Source organism: Enterococcus sp. FDAARGOS_553, assembly GCF_003812305.1.
GTDB classification, from domain to species: domain Bacteria; phylum Bacillota; class Bacilli; order Lactobacillales; family Enterococcaceae; genus Enterococcus_D; species Enterococcus_D gallinarum.
In genome coordinates, this window is record NZ_CP033740.1 from 264490 (window position 1) to 280024 (window position 15535).

The window sequence follows — 15535 nt, forward strand, 5'->3', positions numbered from 1 at the left end:
AACAAATCCCCCTATTTTATCTTACACAAGCAAAAGAGACCTTCGAGAATAGCCAAAGGTCTCTTGAGAAAATTATTGTTGATGTTTCTGGACTCATCCTATACGAACGTTCTTGCGAGCGGTATATATTTTAAGATGATTTGCTTCGTGTTTTTTTTAATGCTTTAAATAAGGTGTGATATTGGCCTTTAAAGGACATGGCTTGTTCAAAAATATCTTCGCCGTCATTCAGCATCTTAACAGTAACCCAACCTAAAGATTCAGTAATAGCACTGGCTACCCCCGCGTTAATGGACGCGCCGGCGATCGTACCGACCCCCGGTACGAACTTGATAATATTCCCCACAGCGCTTCTACCTAAACTAACAACAACTAATTCTTTAGAAATGCTTTTTGCGATTCCCTCGACCCACGATTGACCAAACAACTTGTGTAGTCTAGCCATCATCGTCATTTGAACAGGTACAAGGAGTATCGCATCTGAAAACGGAATAGGTGAACAACCAATGATGGCCGCCGTCAGAGAAGCGGCATGGATGATTCGATGCGCTTTCTTCTTCGTAGCATCATCCACACCCATTAAAAATTCAGAGAAGACGGCATCAAATTGGGTACGGCTTTTTGCTTGGATCTTTTCTGCCGTATGTTTTGACTTCTCAAAAGATCGACGAATGATCCCTGCCGTTTTGTTTGGTAGTTTGGTTAAAACTTCTGCAAAGAATGACTGAAACTCTTCTTGTTCTGCCGATTCTTTCACTGGTTCATCCACTTGTTGCAGCAAAATCTCTTTTTGAGATTTTTTATTTTTGGGAGTGTTTCTCTTTAATTTCATAAAAACCACCTTTAATGATTAGTTGTCATAGATTTAGTTGCTTTCTCAACCTCTTATTTTCATCATACACTAACAAACAAAAATCACCTAAAGCCGCGCTCCAGGTGTTATAATTCTTAACGGAAGCACAAGAAATCAACTTCTTTCTAACAAAAAAGCTCACATGACCGATCCAACGATACCCCCTTTAAACGAGAGTCTCTCCCGTGGTATAATGACTACTTGTTTCTTGGGTATTATGAAAGTGTCATAACCTCTATTCAGAGAAGCGTGTCTAATCGAGCGTGTTTTATTCATATAGGCAGCAGCTGCTGCCAATCCCCACAACAAATCATCAATTGATAAGGAGAAAACAAATCAATGACCTATGCACTTGAAATAAAAGATCTAAAAAAAGTCTATGCGACCGGCGTCGAAGCATTACGCGGTATCAACTTGACAGTTGAAGAAGGTGACTTCTATGCGCTTTTAGGGCCGAACGGTGCTGGCAAATCAACAACCATCGGGATCATTACTTCACTAGTAAACAAATCTTCTGGCAGTGTCAAAGTTTTCGGTTATGATTTGGACAAAGAATTGGTTCAAGTCAAGCAACAAATCGGCTTAGTTCCACAAGAATTCAATTTCAATCCTTTCGAAACAGTACAGCAAATCGTCGTCAATCAAGCGGGCTACTACGGCGTTCCTCGCAAAGAAGCGATCGCTCGTAGCGAAAAATACCTAAAGCAATCCAATTTATGGGAGAAACGCGATGTTCGGGCCAGAATGCTTTCGGGAGGAATGAAGCGCCGTTTGATGATTGCACGGGCTCTGATGCACGAGCCGCGACTCTTAATCCTCGATGAACCAACAGCTGGCGTAGATATCGAACTGCGCCGAGAAATGTGGGCCTTCTTGCAAAAATTAAATAAAAATGGTACGACGATTATTCTAACCACTCACTATTTAGAGGAAGCAGAAATGCTCTGCCGCAACATCGGAATCATTCAATCCGGTGAATTGATCGAAGATACCAGCATGAAGACCCTTTTGTCCAAATTACAGTTTGAGACATTCCTCTTTGACTTAGATACCTATGTGAAACCACCTGTGATCTCCGGCTATAAAAGTGCTTTTGAAGATGATCAAACGTTAGCAGTCGAGATTGAGCGCAATCAAGGCGTTAATGATTTGTTTGAGCAATTTACTAAGCAAGGAATCAAAGTTCTTTCCATGCGCAACAAATCGAATCGTTTAGAGGAACTCTTTTTGAAATTAACCGAAGAAAAGCATGAAGCGGGGGAAAAAAATGTTTAGTCTTTATTTTACAGCATTAAAAAGTCTAGCGGTCAAAGAAACCAACCGCTATTTACGGATTTGGGTCCAAACACTCGTACCACCAGTGATAACGACTTCGTTGTACTTTATTATTTTTGGGAAAATGATTGGCGGCCGTATTGGCGAAATGGGCGGCTTCTCCTACATGGAATTTATCGTTCCCGGGCTGATCATGATGTCAACGATCACCAGTTCTTACGCGAACGTTTCGTCTTCTTTCTTTTCTCAGAAGTTTCAAAAGAATATTGAGGAACTTTTAGTTGCACCCGTACCTACTCATGTGATTATTTGGGGATTTGTTTTCGGTGGTTTGGGCAGAAGTATTTTAGTTGGTATGCTGGTCACAGTGATTTCTCTCTTTTTTGTTCCTTTGCATGTTTTTTCTTGGGTAATGGTTATTCTGACATTAGTGATGACCGCAATTCTTTTCTCACTAGCTGGTTTGCTAAATGGTATCTTTGCCCAATCATTTGACGATGTATCGATCGTGCCAACGTTTGTCCTACAGCCACTGACTTATTTAGGAGGCGTCTTCTATTCCATTTCGATGCTGCCACCAATTTGGCAAGCTATTTCTAAAGTGAATCCAATCGTCTATATGATCTCTGGATTCCGTTATGGCTTTTTGGGCACAACTGATGTGCCGATTTTAGTCTCTGTTCTGATTCTAGTTTTATTCATAATTGTTTTGTACGGTATCTGTTGGAAATTAATTGAAAAAGGCCGCGGTCTACGCAGCTAAGAAACTGACGGCTATCTTTCACTAAAAACAGGAAGGCTGTGCCAAGAACTCTCTTAGTTCTTGGCACAGCCTTTTTCTAATTCTTTTTGCCTTGTCTTTCGGGACTGACCCAAACACCGCTGCCGTGTCCCAAAATTGTTTTGACCGCTGGTATGAAGGTCGTTACGATCGTTAAAGCATTGACCATCCAATAAATCAGCATATAAAATGGTGCAAAAATGAAATACTTGATTTTTCTGCCAGCATCGTCCACCAATAAACTAGTCAACAACTGCATGATCCCAGCAACCATTTCAAAACAAACGAATAGGAAGGCCATTGTCACCATATGATACATTCGTTCAATGTTTCCTTCGAATGCAAAACGAAGAAAAGAAAAGATGAACAGTGCTGAAGAGATCCAAAAGAAGATCGACCAAATAATACTCAATGTTTGATCCACAAACATGACGGACCGACCAATATTTTGAAATGGATGAGTGAATACTTTTTTGAAATTTGTCAGCCAGACTTCTGTACCGCCTTTTGCCCAACGTTTCCGTTGGCGATAAAGCATCTTCATGGTCTCAGGAACTTCCATGAAAAACATGATCCGCGGAGCAAACAAGGACAACCAGCCTTGGAATTGGTGATCCCAGGCAATACTGATATCCTCGGTGGCACGATTTTGGCGGAAGAGTCCCACATCGATCAAAGCATTTTTTCGATACATCGTGTTGGCACCGCTGTATGCATAGATAACACCTAGCACGCCTTGTTGCGTCCGCTTGATAATACCTACGATACTTGAAAATTCAACAGTTTGTGACTTACTGACAATCGTCGTCCGATTCTGAACGTCCATGTTTGCAGTGATCGCTGAAATATTTACCGCATCTTGGCGAATAAAGTAATTGACATATTTCCAGAGTGCATCGGGTTCCGGTACAGTATCTGCATCGTTACTCAAAATCAGTTCTCCATTAGCAAAACCGATCCCGATATTAAAGGCATGGGCTTTTCCTTGGTTTTTTTGGATGCGTACCACTCGTAGATTAGGGTAGGTTTGCTGCAAACGCTTAAGGATTTCTGGTGTTTGATCCGTTGAGCCATCATCTGTGACTAACACTTCGTAACGGGTATAATTCAGTTTATTCATTAAGTAATGAATGGTATCTTTAATGACCACTTCTTCATTATGGGCAGGGACCATGGTCGTGATCATTGGCTCTACTTCTTCGGGAATGGGGATCCATTCAATCTGTTGATGCTTAAACAAATACGTATGACAAAGGACGCCAATGAACCAAGCAAAGCCGCCTAAGATTGGATAAGTAAATAAAATGGCCACTAATAGAAAAAGGAAGAAATCCACTATCGGGTATCCCGTATCGATTTGTTCAATCATAGAGAGACCCCCTTATCTTTATACAACTTTACTATTTCTGTTTCCGTTAGATTTTGTTCCGGTTTCACTTCATAATAACAAACAGAATGCCGCATCTCTTCAGGACCAAAACGGTCATCAAAAAATTCTTCCAACACTTCTTTGCGCTGTTCAAGTTTTCTTTCATCATGCAAGACTTCTTTCCGCAATGTATGGCGAAAACGCCGATTGTTCCTCACGGTCAACAGAACAAAAAGAATAACTAAAAGAACGAAGGAAATTCCTAAAAACAATGCTAACAATCTAAAAATAGTGGCTTCCTCCACATAGGTCCTAAATCGTATTTGAGCGGCTGTTTGCGGAAAGAAAACCGGGAAAGCGACCCAAACGAATGGTACGATCACAGCAATCCACGCAAGCAGTGTCAAAAATGATTGCCACAACGTTAACTTTAAATGTCCTTTTTCAAAAAACAAATCTGAAACCAGCTGTTGACTGACTTCTTCTCTGGTGATTCTTTTTTTCATCCCACATCCTCCTTTTGGCTGTAACTCTCTTCTCCATCTATACATCGCTTATTCCTAAAAAGAAGCATCAACCCTGGTAGCGGTCACAAAAACACTTAATCAATAAAAGCTATATTTGACCTCTTGTAGGACTAGGTCTAAGCGAGTATACCTACATTTTAGTTGAATCGATTCGAAAGAAAAAGAAACTAGCTTGCGCCAGTTTCCTTGTGATCCTATTCTTTTAATTCGACTTCCTAAAAAGAAAACCGCTAACAACAATTTCAAAAGTTATCAGGCAAGTCCATTTTTTTGAACACCCACGAATCTTGCTTTTTAGTACCCTTTCATCCAGACAGATTCTAATTGATTTCCGTCCGGATCAAGCACTTCAAAACCAAGCATTTCTTCCTCTGGAATCCCCATCTCTACTTGAAACGACTGTCCCCCATTGGCTTCAGCCGCTTTAGCAAAGTCTCGAGCTCCTTCAGGTGTATCAAAGCTAAATGCGATCAAGGCAGCATTCGTCTTTTGCGTATCCGCAATCTTTCTACCATTTAAAAACTGTTCATAAAACGCATATTCTGACAGCATCACCCAAATCGTCTCATTCCACATCATTCCACTTGATGTTTCATTCGAAAATTCTTCATTCTTGCTAAAGCCCAACGCTTCATAAAAACTAGTAGCTCGCTTGATATCTTGAACAGGCAAATTGATAAAAACCATCTTTCCCATGCTGTTTCCTCCTTTGACAAACCCGAGCGACATGTCATTGCTCCTTTATTATAAAGGGCCGATCCAGATATACAAAACAATCAATTTGAAGCTATTTTCACAAAAAATGCAGCGGCATTTTTCAGGATGACTCCTTTTCTCCATGCCAGCTGCATTGTTTCATATCGATTTTTCCGTTTGTTTTAAAGACGATCCCTTCTGCTAGCAGCCGCTGCTTTCGTTCTACGGCGGTAAAGCCCACGATCTCGCCGTCTGCTCGTACTACCCGATGGGCTGGTAATGACTCTGGGCAATATTTCATGGCGCGTCCTACAGCTCGTGCACCATTCAAGCGACCTAAAGCCCAAGCTATTTGGCTGTAAGAAGCCACTTTGCCATACGGAATCTTCTTTACGAAACGATACACCTCTTCATAAAATGGATTCATACCTATCAAGCAGCTCCTTTCAATCGTTAACGAATTTGCTTGTTCGCTCAATGCACGATAACTTGCATGCCATAAAGGGCATGTTCATAAAACCATTTTGCATCTGCAACAGTCAAACGGATACACCCATGAGAATTGGCTTTTTGTCCTAGTTCTTCTGCTTCTTCTTCAATGTAATCTCCCGAAGCGTCAATCGGCACCGAATGAAACAAGTAGACGCCATGATCTTTCCAAGATACCCAATAGTTCGCTCCCTCGCCAGAAGATTCATTAAAAAAAGTTTCTCCTCTTTCAGCTTGAATGGAATAAGTTCCTGTAGGCGTTCTTCGGTCTCCTCCTGATCCGGTAGAGCAAACCATCGTATAAAGCACTCGATTCTTCCGCATGATCTTCACCCGCTGGTTTGCCAATGAGACATCGACCCAATCACCTTCTTGTAAAACAGGATAGGCTTTCTTCTCAGATGGATGACGCCAATCTGCGACGGCTACTTCTGTCGAAGAAGAATCCTCTGAGGATTTAGACGTTCCTGATCTCTCCTTTTTAGTAATTGCATTTTTTTTCGTAGGGATCGTTGCTTTTTTAGGAATGGTCTGTTTGGTCTGTTCTGTAGACTGGTTCGTCTGACCAGCGGCTACGTTATGTGATAGGCTGGCACTAACGATGAATAACAGCACAGCACTCACAAACATACCAATGGTTCTTTTAGGGTATCTTTCTTTCATTATTTCTATCCTTACTAAGCCGTCGAAAAATCTCTCAGGCACAATTTCCAGTTCATTTTACCAAAGCTGCTTCTAAAACGTGATTTTAATCAGCAGTGACAAAACAAGTTAACAGCAGATTTCGTTTCAGCGTCTCTTAAAAAACTCTTGATAAAATGATCCATTAGCAGTTTAACGCCTTTGTAACTAAAAAGCCAGTTAAAAATGAAAGAGTAGAACCAGCCTACAACATCGTGCAGCGCTTCAAACGGATGCGGACAGGCCTCATTCAATCGGGTGGTAACTAAACCCTCGTCCTAAAACTTCAGCTACATTGCTGGCAATTACAAATGCCTGCGGATCAATGCTTTCAATCAATTGTTTGATATCAGCAAATTCTTGATCGTTGACAACGATCAATAAAACTTGTTTCTCACTTCTTCGATGAACACCTTGTGCTTCTAACAAGGTTGCCCCTCTAGAAATTGCCGTTGCAATGGCCGCTTGAATCTCGTCAAGATATTCCTCACTCATGATCATCACAGACTTCTTGCGGTCCATCCCGGTTTCGATATAATTCATCACGATCGAAGTAATCACAATCGAAAGAATCGCAAACAAAAATTCTTCAAACCCAAAAACCAGTAAACTCATTGTTACCACAACCGCATCTGTGGCTAAAAGCCCGATGGAAGGATTGATATGGAAATATTTCTGGAAGATCAGCGGCGGAATCGTAGTTCCGCCACTAGAAGAATTATTTTTATATAAAATAGCAACCCCAGCAGCAAAAATCGCACTCCCAAAAATAACAGACAGCAGACGATCACTGGCCAACATATATTCAGGCACTACGGCAATTGCTAACGGAAAAACTATGCTGCCGAACAGCACCTTGAAGAAAGGCGCTTTCCCCAAAATAACATAGGCCAGAACCAACATCACACTGTTCAGAACCATGATCACAAGCGCACGGTCCCAGCCCAAAGCAGATTCCATCAAGATTCCAATGCCACTGACCCCTCCAGCTGCAATATGATGAGGACCTAAAAACATGTTGATGCTCACCGCTAGAATCACCAGTGCAGAGAGTATTTTACTATAAGTTATCAATTGCTTCATTGTCTTCCTCTTTTCTTTGATCATCCGAATAGAAGCTGTCATTTTTTCCGAGAACTTGTGCTTTTACTATACCCTCATCTCTGAGTTGAGACAAAATTTCTGTTCAGAAGACTGAAACTTTTTTTTCTTATAAGATCAAGTACAGGTAAGAAAAATTTGCTCAAAACTTGGTTGTTCAGGAACCTTTTGACTTGCGTTCTGACGTTCATTTTCTCACAGAATCGTTGGAAAAGAGAAGCATTTTTTTCAGCCTTCTCTGAAAATGATCATCCAGAATGCTGCTGCATTTCCATCTTTTTGCCCTTGACTCTCTTTAGAGATTCCCTTATTATCAAGGTTAACGATTTTAAATCAGAATTTTCTGAATTTTTAGGCGAAATAAACAAAATGAGGAAGGATGAACCATTTGAAGACAAACAAACAAACCACTTGGTCTGGCGAACCCAACGAAGCAGCAATCCAACTGCTCCAGCAAGAAGGCAAAGTCATCGTTTGCCCCACTAAAGTAGGCTATATTATTGCCGTCTCTGACAAGAAAGGACTAGAACGCAAGTTTTCTGCCAAAAATCGCAAACGTAATAAGCCAGGAGTTGTATTATGCAGCTCATTGGAACAATTACAAGAATTAGCGGAATGGAACGATGAAATTGCGGCAGTTTACCAAAAATGTTGGGACAACGATGTTCTTTTTGGCGCGATCTTACCATGGAAAGAGTCTGGAAAAGCATATATTCCTGACGGATCGCAAGAATTGATGATGGATACCAGGGAAACGAGTTGTTTCGTCATCAAATTCGGCGTTCCTGGAGAACAAATCGCTAAAGCTCTTTGGGAGGAAAAGCAACAGCTATTGTTTGCCAGCTCAGCAAATCCTTCTGGTAAAGGCAATCGTGGTCTGGTGGAAGGAATTGGTGAACAAATCGCTAACGAAGCAGACCTCATCATTGAAAGCAATGACTATGTCGCTTCGATCCAACCAGATAAAACGATAGAGACCCGCTACGAACAAGGAGTCATGGTTTCTTTCGTAGATTCTGCTGGCAAATTGATTCCTCATCAAGGCTCTCAGCGATCGATCACCCCGGCGCCTGTATTGATTCGGAAGGGTTTAGCTGTAGATAAAATCCAACTGTTTTTGTCCGATCACTTCAATTCCTGGGACTATCGCCACGGTGAATACTACTAAGCAATTCATAGATTAGGACATCAGTCCAAGCATTCAACTAACCTTAGCTACGACTCTTCGACCGTAGCTGAGACTTTAGATCGAACTGCTTACAGCTGATGTCCTAATTTTTTGAGGGTAATTCTTGCATACAACAGCATTTTCCTTTCAATACTACTCTTCACAGATCAAATCATTTCTTTGATCGTCATGATAGCGTTCCAGATTTACTGATTCAGCTTACTGGTTACATCAGCCAGTCCCCTATGAAAACAGTCTCTTCCTAAAGAATAGAGCTACTATTTCTTGATGATCATCTGAATCGCTTGTTCCAGCTTCTGTGCTTGTTCTTGAGGATCTTTTTCTGGATTCTCGAAACAATCTTTCAAGTTCTCTGCAACAATCATGCCCATCACACGATCGATACTTGAACGTACCGCACTTAACTGAGTGATGATATCGATACATTCCTTCTCTTCTTCGATCATTTTTTGAACCCCACGAATCTGCCCTTCGGCACGTTTTAAACGATTCAGCACATTTTTTTGTTCACTTCTTGTCTTATCCATCGTCTCACTCCTTTCCCATTAGAATATACCCTACAATGGTATAACGGTCAAACATTCTTTTCGTATCCGCAATGTTAATCAAATCAAATCATTGACAAATATAGAAAAACGGGGTTTAATATCCCCCATACCGTATATAAAGGAGAATGTCTATGTTTTCATTGTTTCGTTCTGTCCCTTCCATCTCTATTCGTGATTTTTCCGCAGCACTGACTGCAAAAACGAAAGTTATTGATGTCCGGACGCCCTCTGAATACCGGGGTGGGCATATTCGAAATGCCGCCAATGTCCCATTAAATAAAATCGCCCACTATTCAGGAAAAAAAGAACCGTTATATGTGATCTGTCAATCAGGCGTCCGCAGCAAACAAGCTGCCAAATTATTGATTAAAATGGGCTATGATGCCACAACGATTCGCGGTGGCATGAATCAATGGCAAGGACCAATTCAAGGAGGAAAATAAAATGAAAGTACTGATTGTCGGTGGGGTCGCCGGAGGCATGTCTGCTGCAACTCGATTACGTCGCTTAATGGAAGATGCTGAAATCATTGTTCTAGAGAAAGGTCCTTATGTGTCCTTTGCGAACTGCGGCCTTCCTTACTTTATCGCAGGTGAAATTACTACTCGCGATCAATTACTACTGCAAACACCAGAGTCCTTAAAGGCACGTTTTGGTTTGGATGTTCGTCCAAATCAAGAAGTACTGGCTATTCACCCAGAACAAAAGACGGTGACTATCCATCGAGATTCTGAGACTTATGAAGAATCATATGACAAGTTGATTCTTGCTCCGGGAGCAAAAGCAATCATACCAAAAATCCCAGGATTAGACCGTGCCACAAACTGCCGTCAGTTACGAAACGTGCCGGATATGGATGCTATTTTGCAGAAAATCGATCAACATACCCGCCAAGCCGTCGTAGTCGGTGCCGGCTTTATTGGATTGGAAATGGCAGAAAGTCTGAAAAACCGTGGCTTAGAGGTCACCGTCGTTGAGAAAGCATCGCAGGTTTTACCTTTGATGGATGAAGAAATGGCTGCCTATGTCAAAAATGAATTGATAGCGAAGGGAATCAAGGTCATTACGGGCCAATCCGCAGTTTCTTTTGAAGAAGAAGGGAAAAAAATTCGGTTAGAAGATGACACTGTACTGGACTCAGACCTGACATTATTGTCTATCGGGGTCCAACCAGAATCAAGATTAGCAGCGGAAGCTGGGATCACTACTGGTATTCGAGGAGGAATCCTTGTAGACGAAAACTACCAAACGTCGCAAAAAGACATTTACGCTGTCGGAGATGCTATCGTCACGAAACAACAACTAACTGGAGAAGATGCGTTGATTTCTTTAGCCTCACCAGCTAACCGGCAAGGTCGGCAAGTCGCAGACGTGATCGCTGGTCTGCCAAGGAAAAACCGTGGCAATATTGGAACTGCTATCCTGCGAGTCTTTGGGCTTACAGCAGCCATGACCGGATTAAGCGAGAAAGCAGCAGTATCTGCGGGCTTGCAGCCAGCTGTGATTCATGTCAGCGGAAAAGATCATGCTGGCTATTACCCTGGTGCTAAAGATCTGCTATTGAAATTGATTTTTAATAAAGAGACAGGTACTCTCTATGGTGCTCAGGCCGTTGGACAGAGTGGCGTCGATAAACGAATGGATGTATTAGCCACAGCCATCAAAAGTGGATTGACGGTGGCAGATTTAACAGAACTGGAACTGAGTTATGCACCGCCTTTTGGTTCCGCCAAAGATCCAGTGAACCTGATCGGCTATGCGGCATTGAATCTAATCGAAGGGATCAGTGAATCAATCCAGTGGCATGAACTTTCTGCAGAATTAGCTGCCGGCAAACAATTACTAGATGTCCGCAATACAGCGGAAATGACTGGCCGCTTCAAAAACGCCCTGCATATTCCGCTGAATGAATTACGAGACCGACTGACTGAACTTGATCCGACTGCTTCTTATATCGTCAGCTGTCATAGCGGACTGCGAAGCTATTTAGCCGAACGGATTCTCAAACAATCTGGCTACGAGGCAAAAAATCTAGACGGGGCTTTTGCGCTTTATCAAACCGTCAGACCGGAGGAAATCATTCATGTATCGCTCGATCACAATGCCTGAATTTTATCAAGCAAGCAAACAACAGAAGTTCCACCTGATTGATGTCAGAGAAGTCGATGAATTTATCAGCGGCCATGTACCAAATGCGCAAAATAATCCGTTATCTCACTTCACTACTGCCAATTTGGAGAAAGACCTTGACTACTACGTGATTTGTCACTCAGGTGCTCGGTCAGAGCAAGCCTGTCACTATATGGACCAGCAAGGGTTCAAGGCGATCAATGTATTAGGCGGCACTTCTGCTTGGCCAGGTGAACTCGTTTAAAACACGTTACACCAAATAAAACCCAATGACCGCTACTTTGATCCAAGTAGCAGTCATTGGGTTTTGGTTTAAACTCGTCAGTTAACTATTCAAAAACAAATTGATTGTGGTAAAGTTCGGCATAAAACCCGTTTTCTGCCAATAATTCTTGATGGCTACCTTCTTCGATGACTTGCCCCTCCCGCAAGACAACGATTCGATCGGCATTCAAAATCGTCTTTAGACGATGGGCGATGACAAAACTGGTCCGCCCTTTGATGGCTTCATCCATTGCTTGCTGAATCTTCGCTTCCGTCACCGTATCAACATTACTGGTAGCTTCATCCAAAATCAATAAAGATGGATTGGTCAAAATCGTGCGAGCGATACTCATCAACTGCTTTTGCCCGGTACTGAATAGATTGTTTTCTTCCGTGATTGGTGTATCATACCCTTGTTCTAACGTCATGATAAATTCATGGATGTTGGCCTGTTTTGCTGCTGCAATAATCGCTTCCTCACTGGCATCCGGCTTACCAAAAGCAATATTTTCCCGAATCGTCCCAGAAAACAGTACCGAATCTTGCAACACGATCCCCACATGCTCCCGCAATGCATCTAAATCTAACTGTCGAATGTCCTGACCATCAAATGTTACTGAGCCATTCGTCACATCATAGAAGCGATTCAAAAGATTCATGATGGTTGTCTTTCCAGAACCAGTTGGTCCTACCAATGCCACCATTTCACCCTTTTTGACATGGATGGTGACATCTTTAAGGATTAAACGATCACTATCATAACCGAAATCAACATGATTCAATGCCACTTCTTGCTTGATACCAGTGATTTTTTCACCATTTGCCGGTTTTTCTTCATCCGGTTCATCAAACATCTCATTCAAACGACGGGCGCCAGTGATTGCCAATTGAATCATGCTGTAACCAGAAGAAATCTGCATCAACGGTTGATAGTATTGTTGAGAATATTGAACGAAAGTCACCACAAGGCCTAGAGCAACTGAACGTTCCAAATCCCCATTCAATGCTAACCAACCGCCAAAGAAAATCACGATCGCCGTGTTGACCAGCGACATTCCTTGCATCATTGGGAAAAGCAATCCTGAGTAAACTTGTCCTTTGTAAGTGGCTTCCCGAACACTTTGGTTGTGCTGCAAAAATCCATCAATCGTTTCTTCTTGAAGACCGTTGGTGATGATGATCCGTTGGCCGCTGATTTTTTCATCAATGTACCCGTTTAGTTTTCCTACTTCATCTTGCTGCAGATCGACATATTTGCGAGCTTTTTGGATCACAATGACTGCAATCAGGATGGCAATTGGTGTAGACGCAATCGTCGCCCAAGCTAATGTGACATTTTGTCGGAACATCATGATCAAAATCCCGATCATCAATACCACATTGGTCAATACTTGCAGCAATGCTTGATTCAAGCTGTTTTGAATGTTATCCAAATCGCTGGTAAAACGACTCAAAATTTCACCATCTTGATGGGAATCAAAAAATTTGATCGTCAATTTTTCCAATTTATTGAATAACCCGATTCGCATTCGATTGGTGGATTTCCCCACCACTTGCGTGAACAAGATACTATAAATAAAGTTTGCTCCACTTGCCAATACGTAAAACAGCAGTAACTTCCAGATGACAGATACGAATTTTGACTTGTCATCTACGCCTTGCATCAATCCACCAACATAATTCGCTAATTCCTGAAAGGCTTGCCCCACATAGACCGGTGCTTGGACTTGCAGATAAGTGGCTGCAATCACGGTAATGAAAATGAAAAAGAAAGAGAGTTTGTATCGTTTTAAATAGTGATAAAAAAACTTGCTTGCTTTGATCAAATCCGTCATGGTTATTCAGCTCCTTTCTGAGTCTCAAAAATTTCCTGATAAATTGGATTGTTGGCAGCTAACTCTTGATGGGTACCTACTCCAACCAGACGACCTTTATCCAACACCAGGATGCGGTCCGCATTCACAACAGAAGCAATTTTCTGTGCAATGATGATCGTGGTGGTAGCTTGCAGTTCTTTTTCAAAGGCTTCACGAACCAGTTTTTCCGAACGAGCATCCAATGCACTCGTACTATCATCTAGAATCAAGATTTTTGGTTCCCCGATGACACCTCGTGAAATAGACAGCCGTTGCTTTTGACCACCAGAAAAATTACTGCTTCGTTCCGCTACGGGTGCTTCAAAACGGTTCGTCAATTTTTGAATGAATTCACTTGCCTGCGCGATTTCTGTTGCATGGGTCATTTCAGGGACAGTGGCGTTCTTTTTGCCGTGGCGCAGATTTTGGGCAATGGTTCCGGAGAAAAGAATCGCTTTTTGTAGAACAAAGGAAACGGTTTGACGTAAGCTTTGCTCATTTACTTCTCGTAAATCGACGCCTCCAACTCGCACGGTTCCTTCTGTTGGATCAAACAAGCGCGGAATCAATTGAGCTAATGTCGATTTCCCTGCACCAGTTGCCCCGACGATCCCAATCATTTCTCCAGGAGCGATTGAAAAACTGATGTCTGTCAAAGCATTTTTCTCATCCCCAGGATAACGGAAAGAAACGTGCTCGAATGCCACACTGCCTGCTAATTCTTGCTGTGGAACATCTTTGTAGGACAAGTCTGGTTCGGTAACCAGAATTTCTTTCAATCGTTTGAGAGAGACCGCTGCCCGAGAAGTCATCATCATCATCATACCGCCGATAATGATCGCCATCATGATCTGCATCAAATAATTCATGAAAGAAGCGATTCCCCCGATCAATGTCGGATCGTCTTTTGCAAGGTCGCTGACAAAGAAGATCGCGCCTACGACCGCTAAGTTGGCTGCCAGCATAAAGGACGGAATCATCACAGAGAAAAGCGTACCAACGATGATGTTGTGTTTTGTTAGTTCGTCGCTGACTTTCGTGAAACTGTTCAATTGATTTTTTTCTTGAACAAATGATTTCACCACACGAATCCCTAAAAGGTTTTCTTTTGCTGCACTATTGATTTTGTCGATCAAATTTTGAATGATCATGAAATGTTTGCCCATCTGTGTAAAAGAAAGACCAGTAATGATCACTACTGCAACGATCAATGCGACGATTACCCACCAAAGTTGAGGCATCGTGGTCATGGCTAAGATAAAGGCACCAATAAATAAGAAAGGAATCCGAAACAACGACTGCAAGGAGATCATCACTAAATTTTGGATTTGGGTGATGTCATTGGTCAGTCGAACCACCAGATTTCCTGCTGAGAATTTCTCGATATTACCAAACGAGAAAGTTTGGATTTTACGAAAGGCTTCTTCACGAATATCCGCACTGACTCCTTGCGCTACTTTGGCAGAGAAAATAGTATTGATGACCCCAGCCACCAGCCCAAACACGGCTAGACCGATCAATTGGACCCCAATCGATTTCATTTCATTGTCGTCTTCTTTAATGATTGCTTCCAATACTTGTTGCAGCAGCTTCGGCTGCCATAACGTAGCCAGTACCATGACAGCTACAGAAACCAGCGCAATGAAGACAGCGCCTTTGTATTTCTTTACATGGCGTAAAACAAGATCCATCTTAAAACACACTCCTTTACAGTTTGACAGGCATTATTTAACACTGTAAAATAAAGCCGGACAATAATTTACCATTTTTAGAAAA

At 42.0% G+C, this 15535-nt stretch carries 16 protein-coding genes; 6 read left to right on the top strand and 10 right to left on the bottom strand.

The features are described from left to right. Positions 1-130 precede the first annotated feature (130 nt). Complete coding sequence (locus tag EGX73_RS01620; RefSeq protein WP_034704047.1) at positions 131-832, bottom strand: YcjF family protein; 702 nt, start codon at positions 830-832, stop codon at positions 131-133. Positions 833-1192: 360 nt separating this feature from the next. On the opposite strand from EGX73_RS01620, the gene EGX73_RS01625 reads away from it, so the two are divergent. Further along, complete coding sequence (locus EGX73_RS01625; RefSeq protein ID WP_003125657.1) at positions 1193-2128, top strand: ABC transporter ATP-binding protein; 936 nt, start codon at positions 1193-1195, stop codon at positions 2126-2128. After that, entirely contained in the window at positions 2121-2891 is a 771-nt protein-coding gene (locus tag EGX73_RS01630; RefSeq protein ID WP_003125655.1) for an ABC transporter permease, read from the top strand. Before EGX73_RS01625 ends, EGX73_RS01630 begins: the two co-directional genes overlap by 8 nt. A gap of 76 nt (positions 2892-2967) precedes the next feature. On the opposite strand, the gene EGX73_RS01635 is transcribed toward EGX73_RS01630, so the two are convergent. The 6 genes from EGX73_RS01635 to EGX73_RS01660 all read right to left on the bottom strand — a co-directional run bounded on the left by EGX73_RS01635 (position 2968) and on the right by EGX73_RS01660 (position 7754). Further along, the gene (locus EGX73_RS01635; RefSeq protein ID WP_003125654.1) at positions 2968-4278 is read right to left on the bottom strand and encodes a glycosyltransferase; all 1311 of its coding nucleotides are present in this window, start codon (positions 4276-4278) and stop codon (positions 2968-2970) included. Beyond that, on the bottom strand, positions 4275-4784 hold the full coding sequence (locus EGX73_RS01640) for a hypothetical protein (protein ID WP_005470580.1): 510 nt from the start codon (positions 4782-4784) through the stop codon (positions 4275-4277). Before EGX73_RS01640 ends, EGX73_RS01635 begins: the two co-directional genes overlap by 4 nt. A gap of 315 nt (positions 4785-5099) precedes the next feature. Then, positions 5100-5501, bottom strand: coding sequence for a VOC family protein (locus EGX73_RS01645; protein ID WP_003125651.1), 402 nt, complete (start codon positions 5499-5501; stop codon positions 5100-5102). A gap of 121 nt (positions 5502-5622) precedes the next feature. Continuing rightward, on the bottom strand, positions 5623-5928 hold the full coding sequence (locus EGX73_RS01650) for an MGMT family protein (RefSeq protein WP_003125650.1): 306 nt from the start codon (positions 5926-5928) through the stop codon (positions 5623-5625). 47 nt (positions 5929-5975) lie between these two features. After that, on the bottom strand, positions 5976-6653 hold the full coding sequence (locus EGX73_RS01655) for a L,D-transpeptidase (RefSeq protein ID WP_050762645.1): 678 nt from the start codon (positions 6651-6653) through the stop codon (positions 5976-5978). A 264-nt stretch (positions 6654-6917) separates the two neighbouring features. Continuing rightward, entirely contained in the window at positions 6918-7754 is an 837-nt protein-coding gene (locus EGX73_RS01660; protein WP_123866665.1) for a YitT family protein, read from the bottom strand. A 397-nt stretch (positions 7755-8151) separates the two neighbouring features. Here EGX73_RS01660 and EGX73_RS01665 point away from each other — a divergent pair, with 397 nt between their 5' ends. Further along, on the top strand, positions 8152-8940 hold the full coding sequence (locus EGX73_RS01665) for an L-threonylcarbamoyladenylate synthase (RefSeq protein ID WP_003125646.1): 789 nt from the start codon (positions 8152-8154) through the stop codon (positions 8938-8940). A 278-nt stretch (positions 8941-9218) separates the two neighbouring features. On the opposite strand, the gene EGX73_RS01670 is transcribed toward EGX73_RS01665, so the two are convergent. Further along, on the bottom strand, positions 9219-9488 hold the full coding sequence (locus EGX73_RS01670; protein ID WP_021150309.1) for a metal-sensitive transcriptional regulator: 270 nt from the start codon (positions 9486-9488) through the stop codon (positions 9219-9221). A 152-nt stretch (positions 9489-9640) separates the two neighbouring features. Between EGX73_RS01670 and EGX73_RS01675 the strand changes: the two genes are divergently transcribed. From EGX73_RS01675 to EGX73_RS01685, 3 genes are read left to right on the top strand one after another with little or no spacing between them, the layout of a single operon-like run. Further along, positions 9641-9952, top strand: a complete 312-nt coding sequence (locus EGX73_RS01675; RefSeq protein WP_003125644.1) for a rhodanese-like domain-containing protein — start codon at positions 9641-9643, stop codon at positions 9950-9952. Between the two features lies 1 nt (position 9953). Continuing rightward, entirely contained in the window at positions 9954-11618 is a 1665-nt protein-coding gene (locus EGX73_RS01680; RefSeq protein ID WP_021150312.1) for an FAD-dependent oxidoreductase, read from the top strand. After that, positions 11593-11883, top strand: a complete 291-nt coding sequence (locus EGX73_RS01685) for a rhodanese-like domain-containing protein (protein WP_003125640.1) — start codon at positions 11593-11595, stop codon at positions 11881-11883. Before EGX73_RS01680 ends, EGX73_RS01685 begins: the two co-directional genes overlap by 26 nt. Before the next feature lie 85 nt (positions 11884-11968). Here the strand turns inward: EGX73_RS01685 and EGX73_RS01690 are convergent, their stop codons facing one another. After that, complete coding sequence (locus tag EGX73_RS01690; RefSeq protein ID WP_003125639.1) at positions 11969-13738, bottom strand: ABC transporter ATP-binding protein; 1770 nt, start codon at positions 13736-13738, stop codon at positions 11969-11971. Positions 13739-13740: 2 nt separating this feature from the next. After that, a complete protein-coding gene (locus EGX73_RS01695; RefSeq protein ID WP_005470568.1) occupies positions 13741-15450 on the bottom strand; it encodes an ABC transporter ATP-binding protein in 1710 nt (569 codons plus the stop codon). Between the last annotated feature and the right edge of the window lie 85 nt (positions 15451-15535).